Raw genomic sequence first — 23,502 nt, 5'->3', positions numbered from 1 at the left:
TAACAACAGGGACACGATAAGGGGAATAGATTGTGAGCACTGATCAGCCTTTGGGTTCGCGCCGCACACTGCTGGCCGCGGCCCTCATAGCGATGAATGGCGCCGCGGCCAGCGGCGCCTGGGCCCAGGAAACCGCGCAATCGCAGGACACTGCGAAAACTGCGCTGGAGCAGGTGGAGGTGACCGGTGAAGAGGAGGATTCGTACCTGCCGGGGGAAATGGATACCGCCACAGGCCTGGGCCTGTCCGGGCTGGAAACGCCACAATCGGTTTCCCTGATCAGCCGGGCAGTGCTGGATGATTTTGCCATCGACAGCCTCAACGAGGCGCTTGAGACTTCCCCCGGCATTATGGTGGAAAGCGTCGAAACCGACCGCACCTACTACACCGCCCGTGGATTTGATATCACCAACTTCCAGTTGGATGGTGTCGGGGTGCCGGCTACCTACGGTAACCAGAATGGTGAGATCGATACTGCCATTTACGAACGAATCGAGGTTGTGCGTGGCGCAAGTGGCCTGATGTCCGGCGCCGGCAACCCCTCCGCCACTATCAATATGGTGCGCAAGCGCCCGCTCGACGAACTGCGCATGGCATTCAGCGGCACGGCCGGCTCCTGGGACAAGCGCCGGGTCGACGCGGATATCAGTGCCCCACTCACTGACTCCCTGCGGGGCCGCTTTGTCGCCGCCACCGAGAGCCGCGACTCCTACCTGGATCGCTATGGCATCGACAAGAATGTCGCCTATGGCGTGCTCGAGCAGGACCTGGGTGCCAGCACCCGGCTCACTGGCGGTATCAGCCACCAGGAAAGCCGGGCCAACAGCCCTCTGTGGGGCGCCTTGCCGCTGCATTACACCGATGGTTCACTCACCGCTTACGACGAGTCTGCCAGCACTTCGGCGGACTGGTCCTGGTGGGACACTGTGGACTCCAGTGCCTTTGTCGAGCTGCAGCACGAATTCAGCAATGGCTGGCAGGCCAGGGCTTACTACACCCATTCAGAAATCGAGGGAGCCAGCGAGCTGTTTTACATGTACAGCCTGCCCGACCCGGTCAACGAAGTGGGGCTGGTCGGGTATGCGAGCGAGTACAACCTGGACGAACAGCAGGACCTCTTCGACCTGCGCCTTAGCGGAAGCTTTACCCTTGCCGGTCGCGAGCACGACGTCGTGTTCGGTTACAACCGGGCCGAAGGCAGTGTGGAGGACAGCTCCCTCTACGACTACACCAATGGCTTCCCGATGGTCGGGGATTTCACCCGGTGGGAAGGAAAAACCCCGGTGAAGCCGGTGTTTACCGACGGCCTGAATGGTAGCGACTGGACCGACGAGCAACAGTCGGTGTATGCCGCCACCCGCCTGAAGTTGACTGAAGCACTGTCACTGATCACCGGCGCCCGTGTGACCGACTGGGACAGTGCGGGTGAGAGTTATGGCGAGGATCACGGTACCAGTGCATCAGGCGAGGTGTTGCCTTACGCCGGGCTGGTCTACACCTTTGCTGACCGGTTCTCTGTGTATGCCAGCCACACAGAAACCTTCATGCCGCAACGGGAGATGGGGGCGGACAAGAATCGCCTGGCTCCGGCCGAGGGTAGCAATGATGAGTTTGGCCTCAAGGGTGAATTCCTTGATGGGCGAGTGAATGCCTCCCTGGCGGTGTTTCGTGCCGAGCACGAAAACGTTGCTGAATCGGCTTACTTCGATACCGAGTTGGGCGCACAGGTTTACGAAGGACGCGACTATGAGAGCCAGGGCTATGAGCTGGAACTGGTCGGCGAAGTAGCACCGGGACTGCACGCTTCCCTGGGCTGGACTGAGCTTGAGATCGAGAACCAGGAAGGGCAGGGGACGCGGAAATTTGTACCCGAGCGTGTACTGCGGGCCTATGCGAATTACCGCCTGCCGACACTGGAGCAGCTGAAGATCGGTGGCGGTATCAACTGGCAGGACGATATCGAGCGTATCACTAACTACGGTGTCACCGTGAAGCAGGATGCCTATGCCACAGTGAATGCGTTTGCCCGTTATTCAGTGAGCGATAACCTGACGGTTTCACTGAATGGCAACAACCTGACTGATGAGAAGTATCTCAACAGCCTCTACTGGGACCAGGCATTCTATGCTGCACCGCGCAACTTCAGCGCTTCTGTCAGCTGGGTGTACTGATAAACCGCAGTATTCCTGAAGTCCGGGATTCAGTCATGGGCGACGGCGCAGGCCGTCGCCCTTCTGTATTTTCAAGGCAGGCAAGGCATGAACAAGATCCTGTTTAAACTCCATAGCTGGATGGCACTGGTTGCGGTGATTCCGCTTCTGGTGATTTGCGTTACCGGTAGCATCCTGGTCTTCAAGCACGAAATTGATACCTTGCTGATGGAGGATCGGGTGCGTGTGGATACGGGCGGGCAGGAGCGCCTGGGACTGGACCACTTGCGCCAGTCCCTGGATGGGCAGTTACCGGATTACGAGGTTGTGGGCTGGGCGCTGTTCCAGGACCGCGGGCGTGCAGACCTTGTGTATGTGATGGAGCACGGCAGCAGCGAGTGGCGCTACGCATTGCTGGACCAGTACAGCGGCAGGGTCCTGGCGGAGCCGGTCGGGCTTACCCATAACCTCACCGACTGGCTACTGGACCTGCACTACACCCTGCTGATGGGGGACTGGGGGATGCTGGTCAGCAGTGTGTTTTCTATCCTGCTGTGCCTGCTCGGGATTACTGGTCTAGTGCTGTATCGCAAGTTCTGGAAGAAATTTTTTACCCTGCGCTGGAATGCGCGATTGATGGTTTACTTTTCCGACCTGCACAAGCTTACCGGAGTGATCGCCTCGCCGGTGCTGCTGATTCTCGGGTTCACGGGCGCCTGGTGGAACATCACCCATTTCGCCCACGAGATGGAGGAGCACGCCGATGGCCACGAGCACTACGTGATGGAGCAGCGCCTTTACAGCGACGAGATATCGCTGCAGGCCCTGCGTGAGGATACGGCGCGCCGGGTAGACGGTTTCGAGGCCACCTATATCACCCTGCCGTGGGAGCCGGGGGTCAATATTACCTTCTGGGGTGATGTGCCTACTGGTAACCCGCTGCTGAGCCAGTATGCCAGCAGCGTTACCTACGATGCCCGGCGCGGGGAGTTCATGGCCAGCGCGGATATCCGGGAGGCCGGCTTCGGGGCAAAGTTTGTCGACAGTTACCGCCGCCTGCACTTCGGGAATTTCGCCGGCCTGCCCAGTCGGGTACTCTGGTGCCTGTTGGGGCTGAGCCCGCTACTCCTTGCCGTCACCGGTCTCTACCTTTGGTTCAGGCGGCGGGAAAAGCGGCGCACCGCCCGGGCCAGGCGACGTGCCCTCCGGGCGGCCGGTGTTCCCCTCAGCCCGGTTCGGGGATAGTGCTGGATTCCACAATCTGCTGGTACAGGTGATCTTTCAGCTGTACCCGCTCTCTCTTCAGTGCGTAAAAGTTTTCGTCGTCCGTGGTTATCCCGGAAGCCTCCAGCCCACGTATCTTTTTATCCAGCTGGTGGTAATGCTCACTCTCCAGCTTGAACTCCAGGTCCTCCCGGTACAGCTGCCTGATCCGGTCTGCGTATTCGGGGAAATCGTGCTCGAGGGTGTGGGCTTCAATGAACGGCATATTGATCTCCTTTTTGCAGCCACCAGCCGGGCCGGGAATTGATAGGGTCCGGCGGCAGTTTATGTCGGTATCATGACCAGTTGGTTCCAAGTCGTGCCAGTGATGCGCGATTTGGTGCCAGTTTTTCTGCAGGCCCGCCCGATTGTCTACCTGGCGGGCGCGTTATTCAGCTTCAATTGCTTACCATGTAATCTGTGACTTGGGAAACCCTGCATAAGTTCATGGCCTCTCTGGCTTTCAGGCAGGTTTCCATTCAAGGCGCAGCCGCGTGGGCTGGTTGCCCCTCAAGCGGCTGCAACGTAGAGTGGAGGCCTGCCTGGGCGCCCCGGAGGGAGACCCTGAAGCGTGCATCTGCGGCGTTGCAGCACTTGCAAAGGGCTACGGCCATTTGCTGCGCGTTGCGTCTTGCATCTACACGCTTCAGGGGCTGCAGGGAGGCCATGGACTCGTTCAGGGGTTCCCAGTCGTCGTAAATATCCCGAATCTTCCCGAGAACATTCGATGAAACTGAATGCTGACTTCAGCCAGCGCGTGGTGATAAAGCCGGAAGACTATCAATGGGCGCCGTCACCGGCCGCGGGCGTGGAAAGGATGATGCTGGACCGTGTTGGCGATGAGGTGGCGCGGGCGACCTCGCTGGTGCGCTACGCGCCGGACAGCGAGTTTCCCGCCCATGAGCATGGTGGCGGCGAGGAAATACTGGTGCTGGAGGGGGAGTTCGCCGACGAGCACGGCACTTACCCCGCTGGCACCTATATCCGCAACCCCATCGGTTCCAGCCACAGTCCGCGCATCGGCAGTGACGGCTGCCTGATTTTCGTCAAACTGCACCAGTTTGACCCGGGGGACACGGTGCAGAAAGTCATTGATACCCGTGCCAGCGAGTGGTTCCCGGGGCTGGTGGAAGGCCTGGCGGTGATGCCCCTGCACGAGTTCCAGGGAGAGCGGGTGGCGCTGGTACGGTGGGCCCCCAATACCCGTTTTCAGCGCCACACCCACCCCGGCGGGGAGGAGATCCTGGTATTGGAGGGCACCTTTCAAGACGAGTTTGGTCGCTATCCGAGGGGAAGCTGGATCAGGAACCCCCACTTCAGCGATCACGCCCCGTTTACAGAAGCAGACGGGGCGCTGATCTACGTCAAGACCGGTCACCTGTGAAGTATGGGGGTGGCGGGGCTGTCCGGCTCGCGCTGCCAGCCCCTAAGCGACGCGTTTTTCCAGCAGCTCGCCAATATACATTTTCAGGTAGGCGATGGTGGCCCGCTTTGCTTCGCTGACCATTTCGTCAGTGATGCGCCCGTAAAGGGTGTAGGAAAGAGACCACAGGGTATCGCTGATGCTGATGGCGACCAGGAAGCGGCTGTTCCAGTCGTTGGAGTCCGGCAGCTGGAATTCCCGCATACAGGAATCGTAGAGGATCTGTGCCAGTCGCTGGTTGTTCGACAGGACCAGGTCGCGAATGGCCCAGCTTCCATCCGGTCCGAAGCGCAGCTTCTGCATGGATTCGTTGGACTGGTAATAGGACAGGGCTCTCTCGCAGACCAGGCATACCATCTCCTGCCAGCTGCTGAACTCGGTTTCTGCCGGCCGAAAAGCCCCTTCGTTAAAGCTGGTATCGAAGTAGCGCTCAGCCAAGGCAGTAATCGCTGCGTCTTTGCTGGGAAAGAAATGATAAATAGAAGCTGTGGGCACCCCGGCGGCATCGCTGAGGTCCGCAAGGGTGATTTCGCTGGCCTCTTTGGCGAAAAGCAGCGCTTCCAGGCTATCCAGTAATTTCTCGTATTTTTCCCGACCATTCCGTCGCTGCGGTCTGCGCGGCATCGCTATGCTGCGCTTGGTCTGGATCAGTTGATCAGTTTCGCTCAATTCCTTGCTCCAGTAGTTCACCTTCAGGCATCCGCTGCCCAACCGGCAGGTATATACCCACGGCAGTTACGCAGAGGAAACAGTGCGCAGGCGCGCCCGGAGTGCACCACGGGCTGTGGGGCTCTCGCGTCGCGAGCACTGGCTTCGAATGGATTCCGGTCAGCGATCAGCTGATGGCCGGATCCCCGGGCGCTCGCAACAGGCGTCGCCCTTCGGTGCTACTTTCTGGATGGAATTGGGGTTTTTTGTTGAGGCATTTAGTTTTAGCGTCCATTGCAATAACAATATTTTTTTAAGGTTTATCCCGTGTGATAACACAGTCGGGATTGTAGGTAGTGGATGCCATGGGCATGCCGCTACCGGTTTCGCTCTTGAGATTATTTTTCTTATATGGCCGCTGCTTATTCTTGTACTTATAGAACGGCTTTTATTATTAGATTATTTCAAGAGCCTGAATGGTATAAACTTTTGTTGGCGTTGGAAAGATCGCTATCATCCTTTTTTTGTGAGCAATGTGGCAGCAATTCAATGAATTTGATGTATGTCTCAAAAAATATATTTCCGGTCGCAAATACTTTATAAGCACCTGCTTAACTCGAACATTTATTCAGCTTGATAATGAACGCCAGCCTGCGGCTCCGGGAGTGCACGGGCATTCAGGCCGACCCTTCGGTAATTTCAATGATTTCAGTGATCGTGCCAGTGGGGCACAGAGCTTGTGCCTGAAAGGGAGCTGGTTGGTGAAGGAGCCGGGAGATTGGCGCGAACCGACATGACTGCGGCCGCGCCGGGCTATCCGGGGCCCTTGTTTGGCCCCGGTTTTTTTCAGTGGTACTTGAGTGCAGTGGCCTTGCCGTGGAAAACCCGGTAGGCCAGGGCCGTATAGGCCAGGATGAGTGGTACGACGATTACGGCGCCTACCAGGATAAAAGTCAGTGATTCAGTGGCACTGGCGGCCTCCCAGATATCGAGCCTGCCGGGGACGATCTCGGGAAAGAAGCTGAAGGCAAGCCCGGTGAAGCAGAGCACGAAGACCGCGACCGTCAGGAAGAAAGGCACACGGCAGTGCCGGTCGTTTTCCTTGGGCAGCCGTTTCAGCAGGCGGTCATTGAACAGGAAAACGGCAAAGCACACGGTCGGTATCAGCAGGACGAACATTACCAGGGGGTAAGTGAACCATCGGTCAAAAACCCCGGGGTTTACCATGGGGTTGACCACCGACACCGCCACTACCCCGAGGAATGTTGCCCGTCCCGCCTGCTGTGTCCAGCGCACGGCACGTTTCTGTAGCTCGCCCTCGGTTTTCATTACCAGCCACGCGCCACCAACATAACTGTAAGCAGCAGTTACGCCGAACGCACTCAACCCGGAGAACAGCAGGGCGTTCCAGTGGGTGTCGAACCCCATCACATACTGCCCCAGCATGTATCCCTGGGCGAGAGTGGTGAGCAGTGAGCCGGCCTTGAAAGTCCGGTCCCAGGTCAGCTTCAGGTCCACCGCCGCCTTGGCGCGGAAGTCGAAGGCGACCCCGCGCATGATCAGTCCAACCAGCATAATCGCCGCAGGGATGTAGAGGTTCATCAGGACCATGCTATGGGCGACAGGGAAAGCGATCAGGAGGATGCCAATGGCCAGCACCAGCCAGGTTTCATTGGCGTCCCAGAAGGGACCAATAGAGGCAATCATGGTGTCACGTTTTAACTCGTCGGCGGAACTCATGGGCAAGAGTATGCCAACCCCCAGGTCATAACCGTCCAGGATGGCGTAGATCAAAATGGCCAGTCCCATCAGGCCGATAAAAATGACTGGTAGCCACTGCGCATAGGTCAGGCTTTCGCTCAGGATCTCGGTATTCATGCTGAACCCTCCTCGGCTGATCCGGGCAGGCTGGTAGTGCTGCCCTCGGCGGACGGGGACTCGGTTTCGAACTCCTCGACTTTGACGGCCTTGAGCGCCATGACTTTAAGCGTATGGATATACGCGTACATCAGGATGACGTATACCGCCAGGTAGAGGGTCAGGGAAAAACCGACGTTCGCGGGCGCCAGGGGCGTCACCGCATCGGCGGTTCTGAGCACGCCGGTAACCAGCCAGGGTTGGCGGCCAATTTCCGTGACATACCAACCGGCAAGGGTCGCCACCCAGCCGGAGAAGGTCATACCTACCAGCACGCGTAGGGTCCAGCGTGGTAGTTCCCCCCGCCTGAGCAGCAGGTAACAGCCGCCCCAGGCGGTGAGCAGCATCAGTATTCCCATTCCCACCATGATGCGAAAGCCGAAAAACACTGGTGCCACTGGCGGGTGATTATCCTTGAATTCGTCCAGGCCGCGGATTTCGCCATCGGCATCATGAGTGAGAATAAGGCTGGCCAAGTGGGGTATCGCGACTTCCAGGTGGTTTGTGCGTTCCTTCTCGTCGGGGATTGCAAACAACAACAGGGGTGCGCCGCGCTCCGTTTCCCAGATACCCTCCATGGCAGCAATTTTCTGTGGCTGGTGCTCAAGGGTGTTCAGGCCGTGCAGGTCGCCAACATAAGCCTGGATTGGTGCCAGCACAGCTGCCATCACCAGTCCGGTCTTGAGTGACAGGCGTGGAGCGAGTTTCTCGTCGCCCCTGAGAATGCGGTACGCGGAAAGCCCGGCGACAAAAAATGCAGCGGTCAGCCCCGAGGCCAGCATCATATGGGTATAACGGTATGGGAAAGATGGATTGAAGATGACCTCGAGCCAGCTGGTGGCATGCACCACGCCGTCCCGTATCTCGAATCCCGCCGGGGTCTGCATCCATGAGTTGAGTGCCAGGATCCAGAATGCGGAGATGGAAGTACCAATCGCCACCACCAGGGCGGATACGGTATGCAGCCAGTTAGGTACCCTATCAATGCCGAAGAGCATGATGCCGAGGAAGGTGGCCTCGAGGAAAAACGCGGTAAGAACTTCATAGCCGAGCAGGGGGCCCGCGATATTTCCCACGGTTTCCATAAAGCCGGGCCAGTTGGTGCCGAACTGGAAGGACATGGTGATGCCGCTGACGACCCCGAGCGCAAATGTCAGCGCGAAGACCTTGACCCAGAAGCGATAGGCGCGCATCCACACTGGATCACCGGTCTGCTGGTGGCGCAGTTTGAAAAAGAACAGTATCCAGGCCAGTGCCATGGTGATGGCGGGAAAGAGAATATGGAAACTGATGTTGGCGGCGAACTGTATCCTTGACAGGACCAGAGTATCTAACATGGCTACCTCGGTAGATGATGGGCACCCCGAGGCTAATAGGATAGATGCTCTGGCGCGCCCGGACGGTAAAAGCGGTCTGCGCGGGGAGGATGTCAGTCCCCGGCGCCGGAAGATCCCCCCTTGAGTTTTTCCCGCAGGTCGAGCAGCCGGCTGAGGCCGGAGCCCATTTTCATCAGCCGCAGGAGGTCATCCTCGCTCAGGCGGCTCAATGTGGTGGCAAATTCATCGAGTAGTTCCAGCAGCGTATAGACCTCCTGCATGCGCTCCTGGGCGCGGACTTCCTCTTCATCCTGGGGATCATTCAGCAGCAGCTGGCGCAACAATGACAGTGTGGGGTCCAGCTCGCGCTTGCGACGCTCCTCGAATACGGTGCGGGCCATATCCCAGATGGATCCGGCGGCGGTAAAGTAATCCTTGCGGTCGCCCGGCCGGTGATGCAATTCCACCAGGCGCCAGGCCTGCAGCTCCTTGAGTCCCATGCTCACATTGCCGCGGCTGATTTTCAGTGCCTCACCGAGTTGGTCCGCATTGAGGGGTTCACTGTGTATCGTCAGTAGGGCCAGCATCTGCCCCACGGTGCGATTGAAGCCCCAGCGACTGCCCATCTCGCCAAAGTGCAGCACGAACGCCTGCGACTGACTGGATAGTTTCATTAGTTTTTAATGTTTCAGAAATTTCTGAAAATTGTAAAGGTAAATTGATGCATGTCAATGGAATTGTCAGTAGGTGGCTGCGGAGTGGGCTCAGAGACCGGCCCGGGCGAGCTCCGGCCAGTTGTCCGGCACGATAAAGCCACGACTTGCCTCGCCAGTATGGTCCAGAGCTGCGACACAGACCGGCCCGCGGGACTCATTCTGCAGGAATCCGGCGGCGATGGCGGCGCAACTGCCCGCACGGTCCACCCGGTAAGCCCGGTCTGCCAGCCAGGCCCGCTTGGGCAGGAGGGCCCAGCGGAAAGGCAGGTTTGCAAAGTGGAACTGGAATTCGTCCACCCGTGCCCACCAGTAACGGCAGGCGGCCGGGTTGATGGCCCGGTGGAGGATTGTCCCGCTGTCTCCCAGGCGGCGGAACAGGCGGCCTGGCATCAGCGCCCACTGGCGGTCTATCTGTATCCCCAGGTCCGCCAGCAGCGTCCGGGCTGCCGGCTGCCGGATCAGGGGCAGCTGGTGCTCGCGCATCCGCGCCAGCTTGATATCCAGTCGGTCGCGCAGGCCCGGCCCCACCCAGAATTCGCCCTGCACCTGCAGGTAGAACTTCACGGCGATTTCCCAGTGCTCGGTGAGCCCGCTCGGCAAGTGATGTACAACGAAATCGAGTTCGCCCAGGGTTCGGCCCCCGGCGCGCAGGGGCAGGTTGCGATGCAGTAAGCGGTAATCGGGGTGTTGCTGGAAGGCGAATGCCCACAGGTTCTCAAAATAGACGCCCAGCCGTGTCGCCGATCCCCGACTGTTATCGCAGGTGATGGAAGTTTCCAGCTGCGGTGCCAGATTGCGGGCCACATCACTGCGGCCAAAGTAGTCGGCCAGCTCGGCCTGCCGTGAAGGCGGCAGCCACGGCAGGCCGAAATCGCTCACGATATGCCCGGCGCCCACTGCCCAGGCGAGGTTGGCCCAGTGATCGGGTGTTACGCCCAACTGCTCTGCAGCCATTGGCTTTCTCTTGTTGCTCTTGCCCGGCGTGTGGCCGGGCATGGATTGTGGATATTGCGGTTGCGAAGATTCCCGGCGCGCAAGCGACACCCTGTGCTAGGGTTTAACCTCCATAACTACATAATAACGAAAGGAGGTATCCGTGGAATCCGGCCCCCTGATTTCGATCGGCCTGCCGATCTCCCTGTTTATCATCATGATCGGTATCGGCATGACCCTCACCGCGAGGGAGTTTCACCAGGTGACGGTGAAGCCTGCGGGACTGATCCTGGGAACGATTGCCCAGATCCTGGTGATGCCTCTGTTCGCCTTCGCGCTATGCTGGCTCCTGAGCCTGCCGCCGGCCATCGCCGTGGGCCTGGTGGTGATCGCCACCTGTCCCGGCGGGACTACCTCCAACCTGTTCACCCTGCTCGCCCGCGGCAATGTGGCCCTGTCCATCGTGCTGACCGTATCTGCCAGCCTGATCACGGTCATGACGCTGCCGGTATTCACCAATTACGCGTTGCAGCTGTTTATGGGCACCGAACGTGAAATCGTGCTGCCATTCGGCCGCACGGTGCTGATGCTATCAGTCATCGTCCTGTTGCCGGTGGTGATCGGTATGCTGGTGCGGGCCTGGAAACCACTGCTGGCTACCCGTGCCGAGGGTGTCGTCAGTATTTTCGGTGGCCTGGTGCTGGCCGTGCTGGTGATTGCCCTGGTGTACGGGATCCGCGACCGCTTCCTCGAGCTGATGGCACAGGCGGGCCCCTCGGCCATCCTGCTGAACCTGGCCGGTGTCGGCCTGGGACTGCTGACCAGTCGCCTCTGTGGGCTGTCCCGGCAAGAGGGGCTGGCGGTGGCCACGGAACTGGGGATCAAGAACGGTACCCTGGGCCTGATGGTGACACTGACCCTGCTGCACTCCAGTGAGATGTCGGTGCCCTCGGCGATCTACGGCGTACTGATGTTCCCGGTCGGTTTCCTGCTGGCGGCATACGGCCGCCGGGTGATTCCGCCAGTCCGCCGCACTGCCCGGGACAAGCCCGGTGAACCTGCGGCCGGTGCGGGTTGATTGAATTTTTACCGGGCAGGGCGCAATAACCACGGCGCATTGCGCCGCTGCCCGGGGCAATGCGCCGTGCTGTCTCAGTCCAGTTGTTCGATGTAGGCCTGCAGGCGCACCGGGTCGGGAATGGTCACACGGCCATACTCGAACTGGACCAGTCCCTGTGCCTCGATGGTTTTCAGTACCCGGTGCAGTCCCTGCCGGGTCATGCCCATCATATTGGCGAGCAGTTCCCTGGTCATGCGGAAGCTTGCTGCGCCATCGGCGCTCTCCACCGGGTTCTGCATCTGTGCCAGGAACAGCAGGCGCCGGGCAATGCGTGCCTCGGTACCGCGCAGTACATCGTCCTGGATAATCGACATGGCTGCCCACAGGCGCCGGCTCACCAGGTCCAGCACCACCGGGTAGGCCCCGGGGTATTGCGCCATCAGCGCGCGCAGCTCCTCACCCCCCACATCCACCACCTGGCTGTCTTCATGCGCCGTCGCGCCGAATACCCGGGGCATCCCCGGGGAAAAAACCGTATCACCAAACCAGGCGCCGCGATCCAGCAGGGCCAGGGTCGCCTCGCGGCCCTCGGCGTTGCCGGAACAGATGCGCACTCGTCCCGCTGCCACGATCGACAGCCGGCTCTGCATGGACCCCGGTGGATAGATTTCCTGCCCGGCGCTGTAGTGCTGCAGGCGGGCGCGTCTGGCCAGGGAACGCCTGGCGGTCTCCGGCAGTCCGGCAAGCAGGGGGCAGGCGTCGAGAAATGGCAGCAGATCAGTCATCCGCCAAGTGTAAACAAGTTGACAGTGTTGCGGCGAGAGGGGTTCCAGAATGTAGCAAGCCAATAACGACAAACACACAGTGATAGAGGGAGATGCACAATGCTGGATTCCATACCGTCCCTGCAGGGCAGGGTAAGCGAGGAAGAATGGCAACTACGTGTCGACCTGGCCGCGGCCTACCGGCTGGTCGCCCATTACGGCTGGGACGAGCTGGTATTCACCCACCTGTCGGCCCGGGTGCCGGGTCCTGAGCACCACTTCCTGATCAATCCCTTCGGGGCCATGTTCGAGGAGATTACCGCGTCCAGCCTGGTGAAGATCGACCTCGATGGGGAGAAGGTGGATGACGGTCCCTTCCCGGTCAATCCCGCCGGTTTCACCATCCACAGTGCCATCCATGAGGCGCGCGAGGATGCGCAGTGTGTCATGCACACCCATACCACTGCGGGGGTGGCGGTAGCGGCGCAGAGCGAGGGTCTGTTGCCGATTTCCCAGCAATCCCTGTTCCCGCTGTCCGGTCTCGCCTATCACGACTACGAGGGGATCGCCGTGCGTGAGGACGAAAAAGCCCGGCTGGTCTCGGACCTGGGCGATGCCAATTTTATGATCCTGCGCAACCACGGGCTGCTGACCTGCGGACCGACCGTAGCCGATACCTTCCTGTCGATGTTTGTCCTGCAGCGTTCCTGTGAGATCCAGGTGGCGGCACTGGCCGGCAACCAGCGCCTCACGCCGGTGCCGCAGCCTATCCTCGACAAGATCCTCGGCGAGGGCGACAGGGTCACCAGCAGCCAGGGTGGTAAGCTGATCTGGCCCGGCCTCCTGCGCAAGCTGGACCGTATCGACCCGAGCTATCGCGACTGAGGCCCGAGTTCATGGAACAAAAAGTACAGGAACATGCCCGGTTCGCCGACATGGAAAACGGCACTGCGGAGGACTGGAAAATAATCGCCGACGCCTTCGGGGATTTTGCCCGGGGGTTACCGGATCGGATCATTGCCCACCTGAAACTGCTGGATGGTGATTTTGGCGGCTTCCCGGTGGATCGCCTGACCCATTGCCTGCAGGCCGCGACACTGGCCTACCGAGACGGCAAGGATGAGGAGTATGTGGTGTGCGCGCTGCTGCACGATATCGGGGACACGCTCGGTAGCTACAACCATGCCGATGTGGCCGCCGTTTTGCTGGAGCCGTTCGTCAGCGAGGCCAACCACTGGATGATCAAGCACCACGCGGTTTTCCAGGGCTACTATTTTTTCCACTACCTGGGCATGGATCGTAACCTGCGCGAGCAGTACCGCGAGCATCCCCATTACCAGCGTACCCTGGAGTTCGTGTCAAAGTACGATGCCCCGGCTTTCGACCGGGAGGCCGAGACCCTGCCGCTGGAATTCTTTGAGCCCATGCTGCGGCGAGTGTTCGCCCAACCGCGGAAATCCCTCTACAAAAAGGCGATGGAAGAAGCCTCCTGACCGATGTCCGTCCGGGGTTGCCGGGCGGCCATTACCTGCTATTTTCCCAGTTCGAACAGGGCCATGGACTCGACGTGTGTGGTCTGCGGGAACATATCCATGACGCCGGCCCTCTGCAGGCGGTAGCCCAGCTTTTCCAGCTCAGCGGCATCGCGGGCCAGGGTTGCGGGGTTGCAGGAGACATAGAGCACCCTGCGCGCCTTGAAGCGGGCCAGTTCCCGTACCACCTCGATCGCGCCGGTGCGCGGCGGGTCGATCAGGATCTTGTCGAAGCCGGCCCTGGCCCAGGGCTTCGCGGTGATATCCCGGGTCAGGTCCGCTGCGTGGAAGGCGACGTTACCCAGGCTGTTTGCTGCCGCATTTTCCCGTCCGCGCGCCAGCAGCGATGCATCCCCCTCTACGCCTACCACCTCTTCGGCATGGCGCGCCAGCGGCAGGGTAAAGTTTCCCAGTCCACAGAACAGGTCCAGCACCCGCTCGCCGGGCTGGATATCCAGCAATTCCACGGCTCGCTCTACCATCTGCCGGTTGATGTCGAAGTTCACCTGGATAAAGTCCAGCGGGTGGAAGCCTATCTCCAGGTTGAATGCCGGCAGCCGGTAATGAAGCCGCTCGATACCGGCCTGCGGCCAAACCCGGTGCACGGTGTCAGGTTCTCCGGGCTGCAGGTAGAGGTGGAAACCTGTTTTCCGGGCCAGTGCCAGCCACAGCTCCAGGTCTTTCTGTGGCAGGGGTTGCTGGTGGCGCAGGACCAGCGCGGTGGCATCCTCGCCGATGGCCACCTCCAGGTGGGTGAAGCCGGCGCGACTCTCACAGGCCCCGATCAGTTGTGTGAGCGCGGGCAGGTGCCGGGCAAAGTCATCCGGCATAATCGGGCATTCGCTGATGGGGGTGAGCTGGTTGGAGCGCTTTTCCCGGAAGCCCAGCACGATGCCGCGGCTGCGCGATGCGCGGATTCCCAGTCGCGCCTTGCGCCGGTAGCCATAGGGAGCCGCAACCAGCGGCGGCAATGTCTCCGGGACACTGATGCCACCGAAGCGCTGTAACTGGTCCAGCAGAATCTGTTGCTTGGCCTGGATCTGCGCCGCCGGTTGCATATGTTGCAGGGCGCAGCCCCCGCAGTCTTCAAAATGCCGGCAGCGCGGTGCACAGCGATTGGCGGAGGCCTCGATCACTTCCACTGCGACGCCCTCGGCAAATTTCGAGCGGCTGGCGGTATAGCTGAGCCGCACGGTTTCCCCCGGCAGCGCGTTGTCCACAAACACGGTTTTGCCACGGACACGGCCGATGCCGCGCACTTCGTGGCTGAGTCGTTCAATTTCCACCGTCGGGGTGCCGGCCGGCAGGCGCGGGCGCCGTCTCTTCATGTTGTATACCGCTGGTTCATTTCCACTGGGGTTGCGGGCGCAATGATAGGCAGCGCATGGGAAGCTGTCACGGTCGTGGATGTGACTGGCCGGGCTGCTCCGGTACACGGGCCAGCAGCAGCCCTCCGGCGACAAATAGCAGGATCAGTGCCAGCATGGAGTAGCGAGCATCCCCGAACCAGGCGCCAAACAGGCCAAACAGGGGCGGGCCAATCAATGCCGCGAATTTTCCCATCAGGTTGTAGAAACCGAAGAACTGGCCGCTCTTTTCCGCGGGAATAAGCTGGGCGTAAAGCGAGCGGCTCAGTGCCTGCACGCCTCCCTGGACCAGTCCGATCAGGACAGCGATGGCAAAGAACTCCCACGGGGACCGGATAAAGGCCCCCCAGCTACAGACGAGGATGTAGACACCCAGGCCGATATAGATGCCGCGCCGGGCACCGATGCGCGCGCCAAGGTAGCCGAAGGCAACAGCGGCCGGGAAACCCACGAACTGCACCAGCAGCAGCGCCAGGATAAGGTGAGAGCGCTCGAACCCCAGGGCGCGTCCATAGGCCACCGCCATCCTGATTACTGTGCCGACCCCGTCAATGTACAGCCAGTAAGCCAGCAGGAATAAGGCCACCGGCCGGTAATCCGGTAGCATGCGCATTGTGATACGCAGCTGGGTGATGGCCTGGCGCCAGGCTGGCTCGTTGCCGCCGGCGAGCGGTTCCGGTTCCGGAACCCACAGTAGTAGAGGCAGGGAGAACAGCGCCCACCAGAGTGCGGTCACCACAAATGCGGCCAGCGCCGCGGCGGTGCTGTCGCTAAAGCCAAACAGTTGTGGCTGCAGTGCCGCCGCAACGCAGCCGAGATAGAGCAGCCCGCCCCCCAGGTAACCGAGCCCGAACCCCAGCCCGGATACCGTATGCCAGCGCGATGGCGGCGCTACATACACCAGCAGGGAGTCGTAGAGGAGGTTACTGCCGAGAAAACCGACCGTGGCACAGACGAACAGCAGCGATGCCGCCAACCACTCGCCACCGGGGACCGAGCCGAGTAGCGCGGTCGCCAGCATGCCACACAGAGCGAACAGAAACAGCAGGCGCTTGTGCGCACCGGCGCGATCCGCCACTGCCCCCAGGAACGGGGCGGTGACGGCAATCACCAGCGAGGCCGCGGCGTTGGTCCAGCCCAGGCGCAGGTTTGCCGCCTCGGCAGTGACGCTGGCGTTCCAGTAATCCTGGAACAGGAGGGGGAAAAAGCCGGCCAGCACCACAGTGGCGAAAGCGGAATTGGCCCAGTCGTAAAACGCCCAGCTCCAGACCCGGCGCCGATCGCTGGCGAGGGGTGGCTGACTGGCCACAGGCACAATTAACCCCGCATCACCACTTGAGCCGAAGGCCTACTATTATCGCGGTGCTGACACTGTCACCGAAGTTTTCCAGGCTACTGGACAGGTTGAGTTCGCCGTAGACCGAGCAATGATCACCGCACTCTTCGTAGGAGGCTCCCATTGCCAGGGTCCCATACCAGTCGTCCGGTTCCTGCTCCAGCAGGGTTTCCGATACGGTCACCCCGGTTTCGTCACCGATGTTGTAGATGACACTGGGCGTAAAATATAGGCTGTAGCGCTCCAGCTCCCGAGTTCCGAACATATCAGTGCCGGCCTTGCGGCGCGACACCCGCTCCTCGAAGGCGGCGCCCAGTCGGATACTGAAGCCGCCATTGTCGACATCGGTGACGTGCACATCGTACACATCGCGAAAATCGTCGGCGTCCTCGTTGCTGTAATTCATCTGTAGTTGCGGGGTGACGGAATAGTGGTCGCATAGCTTGAAGCTACGGCCTGCCTCGACGGAAAACCCGTACCCTAATGCATCGCGATCCTCGGGCAGCTGCCGCAGTCCCCGGGCACGGAGGTCAGACTGGAACCAGTTTAAGTAGAGCTGGGAGTCGGCATAGGTGCCGTCGGTCCCATACCAGGTGAAAGTGCCGGTAACACCGAACTGTTCAGTGTCGATGTTACCGTTACCAAAAAAAGACGTGACGTCGGTGTCAGCTTCACCGTAATGCAGGGCAATGCCGGCGATGGGAGCGCGACCGTAAATACTGTAGTGAAGCGGGGCATCGAAACCCAGTTGGACCAGCCAGCGATCCTGCTCCCATTCGCTGGACGTGGTGGAGAAACCCGGCAACTCGTCCGTGTAGCGTGCCTCAGCGCGGATCCACGGACCGCCACCGTCGATGGTGCGCTCGAGTGAGTCCACGTAATCGCAGCTTCCCACATCCCAGTGGCTGGTGCCCATCCAGAAGCGATTGCCCAGTCGCTGGCGCAGGGTCGGTGCGCGGTTAAGCGAGCGCAGCACCTGGGCATAGGATTCATAGATCACGGCGCCGGGCTGCCAGCGCGACCGCTCCTCTACCGAGCTGCCGCGGGGAAATTCCAGGGATGAGCGCAGGTACCAGTTGCCATCCTGTGGATCCGACAGGGCATTGTGATGCAGGGTATAACCGTAGGCTCCGGCAATCACCGCCGGCGGACCGTCGCGGCTGACGTAGTCGCCGTCCAGTACCAGTGCATCACCGGGGGAATCCCCCCCTACCTCAACGATACGAATACCGTCACCTGTGGTCAGGGCACCCAGCCCGCCGAGATTCTTGACCCGTACCGTGGTGCGGCCGGAAAGGCTGTTTTCGATGCGTAGCAGGTCGGCTGCGGATGTATCGGTATTGAGTTGTGCATCGAACCACAGGCGACCATTGCGGCCGACGAAGCTGCCGTAATCACCGTCACTGTTGCGTACCACTGAAACGATATCGTAACGATCATTCTGCAGGTTCACGGTACCCGCATTGGCAATGTTGCCGATCAGTGTGAATTCGGCGGGATCGAATTCCACCAGCCCGCCCCAGAAGACATCCAGCCCCAGGTGGTTTCCGTCGACAAAGCCACCGCCCACCTCCAGACTGCCGACAAAGATCATCTTGGAACTGCCCTGTACGCCGATGCGCTCCCAGTTGCGCAGCAGGCTGCCATCCACGGTGTGGTCGAGCTTGAAAAGCAGGAAGTCGATATCGCCATCTTCAGCGCTGTAATCGTCGCCACCATCGAGCACCGCCTCGCCCTCGTAGGCGTAGGCATCCATCTCCAGTGTGTCGGAGCCCGTACCACCGCGGAACTCGAAGATTACCCCCTCATCCCAGTAAAAGAAGTCGTCACCGGCACCAGCGTCCAGAAATTCATAGATCAGGCCGCCGTCGAGAAGGATGTTGTCGTTTCCGTCACCGGTATGGACCCTGAATGCGAGTCCATCGAGCACCTCGACGGTGTCATCCCCGGCGCCGGTATCGATGCCGCCGCCATCGAGGAAGTCGCCCACATCGGAAGCGCGGCTGTTGAGGATAACGGTATCGCGACCGGCGCCAGTGAGCACGCTGCCCTCGATCACCGCTCCCAGTATATTGACCTGGTCGTCCCCGTCCCCGGCATCCACGGTGTTAATGGTGCCGCCCAGCAGGTCCAGGGTGTCATTTCCCTGCAGGGAGGAAACGTCGGCACCCTCGGCATCATTTTCCTCGTCGCAGGTGATCAGGTCGGGTCCGGCGGTGCCGATATTACCGGGGGTGCAGGTAGCCCAACTGCCCTGTGTTGCGGCGATCAGTCCCAGTGCCAGCAGCGACTGGCTGAAAAAACGGGGCACCCGGGAATCCCGCTTGCCTGGTGGAATGCCTTGTGCCGGTTGGGTTTGCTCGATCACCGATATACCTGTCGTTATGTGGATTCCGGGGCGCCGTTGGGAGCAGGCGTTGCGTGGACGCTGGAACGTGGGTCCGGATGATCCCTAGAATTTGTAACCGATCGCGAAATTCACCACCCAGGGGTCGTAGTCAAAGTCGGAGTAGAGACGGTTGTTGCCGCGCCGGGTGCGGTAGCGGACGACGGCGTTGGTGTCCGACTCGAAGTAGATCACAGCGAGGTTCAGCAGCAGCGGTACGTCCCTCATCGGTGTGTAATCCACACCCAGCTGTCCTGCGGCCCCCCAGGAATGGCCGAGGGTCAGGGTGGCGGGTCCGGTCGCGAGTCCCTCATCCACCAGGTAATTGGCGAAGTCCTCGTCGAGACGGTCGTCGTGGTAATCGGTGTAATTGACGCCCAGGCCAATGTAAGGACGTGCCAGGCAGGAGGCGTCCAGTGGATACCAGTTTAAGAAGGCGTTGGAGGAGGTCGCCTCAAATTTGCCCAGGTCAATGGAGTTCCTGCCCGGGTATACATAGAAGTTACTCAGGTTAACGTCATACTCCGCCCCGTCGATATACATCAGCTCGATACCCCAGTGCTCCATGGGGCGCCAGGCGGCAGAGATATGCCAGGTGGTCTCGCTGTCGAACTCCCAGCGTGTCCGGTACAGGTCGAATGACTGGAGTACTGCAAACTTGAGCTGGCTGGAGCGATCCTCGGGGTGAATATAGGAGCCGCCCACACGGACCAGGAAATCTCCCCAGTCGATACGGTGCCATTCCTCCGGCCGCTCGGGGATGGTGTATTCCCCCGACGGTCCGGCATTGGCCCCCAGGGGGGGCAGGAGAATGGCAGCGAGCAGGGCATGGCAAATTTTCATTACGGGCTCCATCCGGGGAACGTCAGACTTATTGGTTTCCGGCCGGGTGCGCGCAGCCCGATTCACGATTGCCTGGATCTTGCGGGTACCGGTGGTTTGTCGATCAGTTTGTTCCGGTCAGGCAATGGACTGCCGCCACTGAACATTTACATTAGCACGCGGATTTCACCCTGCAGGTTACGGGAGGAATCCCGCGCTGCCAGTTGCAGGGGAGAACAGACGGGAGGGATCTGCCGGCGGGCCGGCAATAAAAAAGCCCCGCAGGGCGGGGCTTTGGGGTTGCGTTGCTCCGGTGCTTACCAGATCGTGACGCGGTCCTCTTCCGGCAGGTACATCTTGTCGCCCTCTTTCACCTCAAATGCGGTGTAGAAGCCGGAGATGTTCGGCAGTACGCCCAGCACCCGGTACTTCTTCGGGGAATGCGGGTCGGTTTTCAGTCGGTTGCGCAGTGCCTCGTCCCGGGTCTTGCCGCGCCATACCTGGGCCCAGCCCATGAACAGGCGCTGGTCGCCGGTAAAGCCGTCGATCACCGGTGCTTCTTTACCCTCCAGCGACATTTTGTAGGCCTTGTGGGCAATACCCAGGCCGGACAGGTCGCCGATGTTTTCACCGAGTGTCAGTTCACCGTTGATGTGGTCGCCCTCGAGGGGTTCGAATGAATTGTACTGGTCGACCAGTTTACCGGTGAGCTGCTCAAAGTTGGCGCGATCACTGTCGGTCCACCAGTTATTCAGGTAACCCTGGCCGTCGTACTTGCTGCCCTTGTCGTCGAAGCCGTGGCCGATTTCATGGCCGATCACGGCACCGATGCCACCGTAGTTGACGGCGTCCTCAGCTTCCATGTTGAAGAAGGGCGGCTGCAGGATGGCGGCCGGGAACACGATCTCGTTCATCGGTGGGTTGTAGTAGGCATTCACCCGCTGCGGGTTCATATGCCACTCACCGCGATCGATAGGCTGGCCCAGCTTGCCGCGCTCGTAGGCGTTCTCGAATGCGCGCGCTGCCATAACGTTGCCCACCAGGTCGTCGGGCCTGACTTCCAGGGCGCTGTAGTCGCGCCACTCATCCGGGTAACCGATCTTGGTGGTGAAGTTTGCCAGCTTGTCCAGGGCCTGCTTCTTGGTTTCCTCGCTCATCCAGTTGAGGGATTCGATGGAATCGCGGTATGCGGCCTTGAGGTTGTCCACCAGTTCCAGCATACGAGCCTTGGCTTCCGGCGGGAAATGCTTCTCCACGTAACGCTTGCCCACCAGTTCGCCTGCGGTACCGTTTACGAACTGTACGCCGCGCTTCCAGCGCGGTTCCATTTCAGTTACCCCGCGCACCGCCGTGCCGTAGAAATCAAACCGGGCCTGTGCCAGTTCGCCGTGCATGTAAGGAGCCACGGAGGTCAGCAGTTTGATCTTCAGGTAGCGCTTCCAGGTGGCCAGGTCGGTGTCGGCAATCACCTGGTTGGCAGCTGCGAAATAGTCGGGCTGGCCGACAATCACGCTGTCGAGTCCTGCCAGGCTCGCTTCCGGGAGGTAGGCCTCCCAGTTGATCGCCGGCATAAGCTCGGCCAGTTCCGCCAGGGTCTTCTTGTTGTAGGTCTTGTCCGGGTCGCGGTTGTCGACGCGCGTCCACTGGTGCTCCGCGAGGCTCTTCTCCAGCTGGTAGATGGTCTCGGCACGGGCCTCAGCCTCGGCCAGGCCGGCGATCTGCTGGACCTTCACCAGGTAGTCCCGGTAGGCCTGTTGCAGTTTCTGGCCCTTCTCGCTGTCGTCAAAGTAAGAGTCACGATCGGGCATGCCCAGGCCGGATTGCCAGAAATAGGCGGTGTAGGACTCGACGTCCTTCACGTCCTGGTTGATGAACACACCGAACGGAGCATCGAAACCGATACTGTCGGCGTAGGCAAAGTAGCGGGCCAGCTGGTCGCGATTCTCGATCGCATCGATCCTGGCCAGCTCGCCGGCGATCGCCTGCATGCCCAGTTTCTCCACGCGTTCTTCATCCATAAAGCTGTTAAAGAGCGCGCCAATCTTCTTGGCCTCCGGCGTTTCCGCATGCTGTCCGGCTTCCTCGATCAGGGCCTTGACCCGTTCGGTGCTCAGTTCGGCCAGCTGGTCGAAGGTACCCCAGCGGGACTTGTCGGCAGGAATCTCGGTCTTCTCCATCCAGCCGCCATTGACGTAGGCGAAGAAGTCGTCCTGTGGGCGGACTTCGGTGTTCATGGCTGCCAGGTCAATACCGGAGCCGAGTTCGGCTTGCCGGGAGGTCGTTGTCTCGGCGACAGCCTGCGCCCCTTCGGTGGCGGCCTGCTGCCCGGAGGTGGTGCTCTCCGGCTTGGAGCAGCCGGCTACCGCGCCGGCAATGGCGAGTGAAAGAATCAGTTTTTTCATACTACGGCCTTTCTCGGTCTAGTTATTCCGGTCGGATAGTAAACTTTGGCGTCACAGGCGGGCAACCGGCCTGCGGCCAGCAGTAGCCCCTGAGCGATGTGCAGAGGTGGTTCGGCTGAAGGCGGGGGAATGAAAAAGCCCCGCACGGGGCGGGGCTCTGGAGATGTGTGAGGCCTGCTGACCTGTCAGTCCGGCAGCCGGAAGGTGATCGGCACGGAGAACTCGTAGTCGTTCTTGGCCAGTGCCGGCGGTACCTTGGGGTAGGGCGACGCGGACTTGATCGCCGATACCGCCGCCCGGTTGAGGTCGTTGAAGCGGGATGCCTGGACAGTCTGGACATCGCGTACGCGCCCCGCCGGGTCGATGGTGACGCGGATACGAATGCTGCCTTCCTGGTTCCGTTCCAGTGCCCGCTGGGGGTACTGGAGGAAGTCATAGGTGTGTCGCAGCAGCATGGAATGGTAGATCTGGCGCGCCAACAGGACATCGGCAGTCAGCGGCTGGTCCTCTTCTTCCTCTACCTCCTGGGCAGCCTTGCGCGCGGGCTTGGGCTGCGGACGCGGCTGGGCCGGCTCGGGCTTGCTGGCCGGTGCCGGTTGCTGTGTCGCCGGCGCCTTCGGCTTGGCGACCGAGGCGAGGGAGGGCGGCGGGATATTGGCTGCTACCTTGGGCTTAGAGGGCTTGGGCTTTTCGGTCTCGGGCGTGGAGCCGGACTCTGCCTGTTCCTCTTCCTCGCTGTTCTCTTCATTGGCTTCGCTGAGTTCGAGGACCCTGGCATCCGTGGGCTCCAGCAGCTCGTACCGGCCCAGCAGGCCCGAATCAACGTCGCCTGCGGCCAGCAGGCCCTCGCGGAATTCTGTGGAGGGCGGTACCGGTCCGACCCATGAGCGCAGCAGGGTAGTGAAGAACTTGCGATCCTCGATCCTGCCCAGCTGGATCCCGTTCAGGCTCACCGTGCTGGCTCCGGAAGCGCCGTCAAAGTCGATCCGCAGCTGGTCCCCTTTCTTCAGGCGCCCGGAAAACAGGTTGGCGAAGGTAACCATGTTGTCGGCCTGGGCGGATAGCGAGCTGCCACTATTGTTGATGGCGATCGCTTCCATCCACTGGTTGCGCAGGCGACGCGCAGACAAACTGTCGGCGACCACCCGGATTTCCAGGCGGCGGGTGGTGTTCTCATCCAGGATCACGCCGGCGCTGTCGGCAAGTGTGTCGGAATAGACAGCAGCAATGTAGCGATCCTTGTTAAATTGTTGTTCAAGTGCAAGGCCGTTCAATAACGGTGCAGCGCTGGCGGACACTGCCGCGGCAAACACCATTACAGCGGTGATGAATTTTAACGATTTCATTTTATTTTGGTGTCTGTCTTTCCGGATGGGATTAATCCGTAGGATAGGTTACTTTACGCTCTCCTCCCCCGAAGCGCGTTGCCCGGTAAAAATTTTGTCCTACTGGATGCGTCGAAAAACG

At 60.5% G+C, this 23,502-nt stretch carries 20 protein-coding genes; 7 read left to right on the top strand and 13 right to left on the bottom strand.

What is annotated here, in order from left to right:
- Nucleotides 1-32 precede the first annotated feature (32 nt).
- The gene (locus tag LVD10_RS06890) at nt 33-2,171 is read left to right on the top strand and encodes a TonB-dependent siderophore receptor (RefSeq protein ID WP_237062641.1); all 2,139 of its coding nucleotides are present in this window, start codon (nt 33-35) and stop codon (nt 2,169-2,171) included.
- 87 nt (nt 2,172-2,258) lie between these two features.
- Nucleotides 2,259-3,395, top strand: a complete 1,137-nt coding sequence (locus LVD10_RS06885) for a PepSY-associated TM helix domain-containing protein (RefSeq protein WP_237062638.1) — start codon at nt 2,259-2,261, stop codon at nt 3,393-3,395.
- On the opposite strand, the gene LVD10_RS06880 is transcribed toward LVD10_RS06885, so the two are convergent.
- Nucleotides 3,376-3,639 carry an HP1242/YdcH family protein gene (locus LVD10_RS06880; RefSeq protein WP_237062636.1) on the bottom strand — a complete coding sequence of 88 codons (264 nt, stop codon included), beginning with the start codon at nt 3,637-3,639 and terminating at the stop codon, nt 3,376-3,378. The genes LVD10_RS06885 and LVD10_RS06880 overlap by 20 nt on opposite strands.
- A 501-nt stretch (nt 3,640-4,140) precedes the next feature.
- Between LVD10_RS06880 and LVD10_RS06875 the strand changes: the two genes are divergently transcribed.
- Entirely contained in the window at nt 4,141-4,797 is a 657-nt protein-coding gene (locus LVD10_RS06875; protein WP_237062634.1) for a cupin domain-containing protein, read from the top strand.
- 42 nt (nt 4,798-4,839) lie between these two features.
- Here LVD10_RS06875 and LVD10_RS06870 read toward each other — a convergent pair whose 3' ends face one another.
- Nucleotides 4,840-5,505 (bottom strand): TetR/AcrR family transcriptional regulator, encoded by a 666-nt coding sequence (locus tag LVD10_RS06870; RefSeq protein ID WP_237062632.1) that lies wholly within the window; start codon nt 5,503-5,505, stop codon nt 4,840-4,842.
- Between the two features lie 148 nt (nt 5,506-5,653).
- Between LVD10_RS06870 and LVD10_RS06865 the strand changes: the two genes are divergently transcribed.
- Nucleotides 5,654-6,037 carry a hypothetical protein gene (locus LVD10_RS06865; protein ID WP_233006273.1) on the top strand — a complete coding sequence of 128 codons (384 nt, stop codon included), beginning with the start codon at nt 5,654-5,656 and terminating at the stop codon, nt 6,035-6,037.
- Between the two features lie 293 nt (nt 6,038-6,330).
- Here the strand turns inward: LVD10_RS06865 and cydB are convergent, their stop codons facing one another.
- The 4 genes from cydB to LVD10_RS06845 all read right to left on the bottom strand — a co-directional run bounded on the left by cydB (nt 6,331) and on the right by LVD10_RS06845 (nt 10,387).
- Nucleotides 6,331-7,362 carry a cytochrome d ubiquinol oxidase subunit II gene (gene cydB, locus LVD10_RS06860; protein ID WP_370636803.1) on the bottom strand — a complete coding sequence of 344 codons (1,032 nt, stop codon included), beginning with the start codon at nt 7,360-7,362 and terminating at the stop codon, nt 6,331-6,333.
- Nucleotides 7,359-8,738 carry a cytochrome ubiquinol oxidase subunit I gene (locus LVD10_RS06855; protein ID WP_237062623.1) on the bottom strand — a complete coding sequence of 460 codons (1,380 nt, stop codon included), beginning with the start codon at nt 8,736-8,738 and terminating at the stop codon, nt 7,359-7,361. Before LVD10_RS06855 ends, cydB begins: the two co-directional genes overlap by 4 nt.
- Nucleotides 8,739-8,830: 92 nt before the next feature.
- Nucleotides 8,831-9,391 (bottom strand): GbsR/MarR family transcriptional regulator, encoded by a 561-nt coding sequence (locus LVD10_RS06850; RefSeq protein ID WP_233006271.1) that lies wholly within the window; start codon nt 9,389-9,391, stop codon nt 8,831-8,833.
- A 90-nt stretch (nt 9,392-9,481) separates the two neighbouring features.
- Nucleotides 9,482-10,387: a DUF1853 family protein gene (locus LVD10_RS06845; RefSeq protein ID WP_237062621.1), complete on the bottom strand. Its 906-nt coding sequence runs from the start codon at nt 10,385-10,387 to the stop codon at nt 9,482-9,484.
- 142 nt (nt 10,388-10,529) lie between these two features.
- Here LVD10_RS06845 and LVD10_RS06840 point away from each other — a divergent pair, with 142 nt between their 5' ends.
- Nucleotides 10,530-11,444: a bile acid:sodium symporter family protein gene (locus LVD10_RS06840; protein ID WP_233006269.1), complete on the top strand. Its 915-nt coding sequence runs from the start codon at nt 10,530-10,532 to the stop codon at nt 11,442-11,444.
- A gap of 74 nt (nt 11,445-11,518) precedes the next feature.
- Here LVD10_RS06840 and LVD10_RS06835 read toward each other — a convergent pair whose 3' ends face one another.
- On the bottom strand, nt 11,519-12,211 hold the full coding sequence (locus LVD10_RS06835; protein ID WP_233006268.1) for a Crp/Fnr family transcriptional regulator: 693 nt from the start codon (nt 12,209-12,211) through the stop codon (nt 11,519-11,521).
- Nucleotides 12,212-12,310: 99 nt separating this feature from the next.
- Between LVD10_RS06835 and LVD10_RS06830 the strand changes: the two genes are divergently transcribed.
- Both LVD10_RS06830 and LVD10_RS06825 read left to right on the top strand, forming a co-directional pair.
- Nucleotides 12,311-13,075 carry a class II aldolase/adducin family protein gene (locus tag LVD10_RS06830; protein ID WP_237062600.1) on the top strand — a complete coding sequence of 255 codons (765 nt, stop codon included), beginning with the start codon at nt 12,311-12,313 and terminating at the stop codon, nt 13,073-13,075.
- An 11-nt stretch (nt 13,076-13,086) separates the two neighbouring features.
- Nucleotides 13,087-13,683 carry an HD domain-containing protein gene (locus tag LVD10_RS06825; protein WP_233006266.1) on the top strand — a complete coding sequence of 199 codons (597 nt, stop codon included), beginning with the start codon at nt 13,087-13,089 and terminating at the stop codon, nt 13,681-13,683.
- Nucleotides 13,684-13,721: 38 nt separating this feature from the next.
- Here the strand turns inward: LVD10_RS06825 and rlmD are convergent, their stop codons facing one another.
- The 6 genes from rlmD to LVD10_RS06795 form a co-directional block, all read right to left on the bottom strand.
- Nucleotides 13,722-15,050, bottom strand: a complete 1,329-nt coding sequence (rlmD, locus tag LVD10_RS06820; RefSeq protein ID WP_233006265.1) for a 23S rRNA (uracil(1939)-C(5))-methyltransferase RlmD — start codon at nt 15,048-15,050, stop codon at nt 13,722-13,724.
- Between the two features lie 67 nt (nt 15,051-15,117).
- Nucleotides 15,118-16,398: an MFS transporter gene (locus LVD10_RS06815; RefSeq protein ID WP_237062598.1), complete on the bottom strand. Its 1,281-nt coding sequence runs from the start codon at nt 16,396-16,398 to the stop codon at nt 15,118-15,120.
- A 19-nt stretch (nt 16,399-16,417) separates the two neighbouring features.
- Nucleotides 16,418-18,793, bottom strand: a complete 2,376-nt coding sequence (locus LVD10_RS06810) for an autotransporter family protein (RefSeq protein ID WP_237062596.1) — start codon at nt 18,791-18,793, stop codon at nt 16,418-16,420.
- Between the two features lie 84 nt (nt 18,794-18,877).
- Nucleotides 18,878-19,654, bottom strand: coding sequence for an OmpW/AlkL family protein (locus tag LVD10_RS06805; protein ID WP_237062594.1), 777 nt, complete (start codon nt 19,652-19,654; stop codon nt 18,878-18,880).
- Between the two features lie 296 nt (nt 19,655-19,950).
- Nucleotides 19,951-22,035, bottom strand: coding sequence for a M13 family metallopeptidase (locus tag LVD10_RS06800; RefSeq protein ID WP_237062592.1), 2,085 nt, complete (start codon nt 22,033-22,035; stop codon nt 19,951-19,953).
- 185 nt (nt 22,036-22,220) lie between these two features.
- Nucleotides 22,221-23,381: a TonB family protein gene (locus LVD10_RS06795; RefSeq protein ID WP_237062590.1), complete on the bottom strand. Its 1,161-nt coding sequence runs from the start codon at nt 23,379-23,381 to the stop codon at nt 22,221-22,223.
- Nucleotides 23,382-23,502: the final 121 nt, after the last annotated feature.

The sequence above is a fragment of the Microbulbifer zhoushanensis genome, from assembly GCF_021729055.1.
Classification (GTDB): domain Bacteria; phylum Pseudomonadota; class Gammaproteobacteria; order Pseudomonadales; family Cellvibrionaceae; genus Microbulbifer; species Microbulbifer zhoushanensis.
The sequence above is the reverse complement of the archived record's forward strand: the minus strand, read 5'-3'. Positions and strand labels throughout refer to the sequence as shown.

What these genes read in the sequence shown, in the direction of transcription:
- LVD10_RS06885 (WP_237062638.1), top strand. Translation starts at nt 2,259, where the DNA reads ATGAACAAGATCCTGTTTAAACTCCATAGCTGGATGGCACTGGTTGCG.
- LVD10_RS06880 (WP_237062636.1), bottom strand. Translation starts at nt 3,639, where the DNA reads ATGCCGTTCATTGAAGCCCACACCCTCGAGCACGATTTCCCCGAATAC.
- LVD10_RS06875 (WP_237062634.1), top strand. Translation starts at nt 4,141, where the DNA reads ATGAAACTGAATGCTGACTTCAGCCAGCGCGTGGTGATAAAGCCGGAA.
- LVD10_RS06865 (WP_233006273.1), top strand. Translation starts at nt 5,654, where the DNA reads ATGGATTCCGGTCAGCGATCAGCTGATGGCCGGATCCCCGGGCGCTCG.
- cydB (WP_370636803.1), bottom strand. Translation starts at nt 7,362, where the DNA reads ATGAATACCGAGATCCTGAGCGAAAGCCTGACCTATGCGCAGTGGCTA.
- LVD10_RS06855 (WP_237062623.1), bottom strand. Translation starts at nt 8,738, where the DNA reads ATGTTAGATACTCTGGTCCTGTCAAGGATACAGTTCGCCGCCAACATC.
- LVD10_RS06850 (WP_233006271.1), bottom strand. Translation starts at nt 9,391, where the DNA reads ATGAAACTATCCAGTCAGTCGCAGGCGTTCGTGCTGCACTTTGGCGAG.
- LVD10_RS06845 (WP_237062621.1), bottom strand. Translation starts at nt 10,387, where the DNA reads ATGGCTGCAGAGCAGTTGGGCGTAACACCCGATCACTGGGCCAACCTC.
- LVD10_RS06835 (WP_233006268.1), bottom strand. Translation starts at nt 12,211, where the DNA reads ATGACTGATCTGCTGCCATTTCTCGACGCCTGCCCCCTGCTTGCCGGA.
- LVD10_RS06830 (WP_237062600.1), top strand. Translation starts at nt 12,311, where the DNA reads ATGCTGGATTCCATACCGTCCCTGCAGGGCAGGGTAAGCGAGGAAGAA.
- LVD10_RS06825 (WP_233006266.1), top strand. Translation starts at nt 13,087, where the DNA reads ATGGAACAAAAAGTACAGGAACATGCCCGGTTCGCCGACATGGAAAAC.
- rlmD (WP_233006265.1), bottom strand. Translation starts at nt 15,050, where the DNA reads ATGAAGAGACGGCGCCCGCGCCTGCCGGCCGGCACCCCGACGGTGGAA.
- LVD10_RS06805 (WP_237062594.1), bottom strand. Translation starts at nt 19,654, where the DNA reads ATGAAAATTTGCCATGCCCTGCTCGCTGCCATTCTCCTGCCCCCCCTG.
- LVD10_RS06800 (WP_237062592.1), bottom strand. Translation starts at nt 22,035, where the DNA reads ATGAAAAAACTGATTCTTTCACTCGCCATTGCCGGCGCGGTAGCCGGC.
- LVD10_RS06795 (WP_237062590.1), bottom strand. Translation starts at nt 23,381, where the DNA reads ATGAAATCGTTAAAATTCATCACCGCTGTAATGGTGTTTGCCGCGGCA.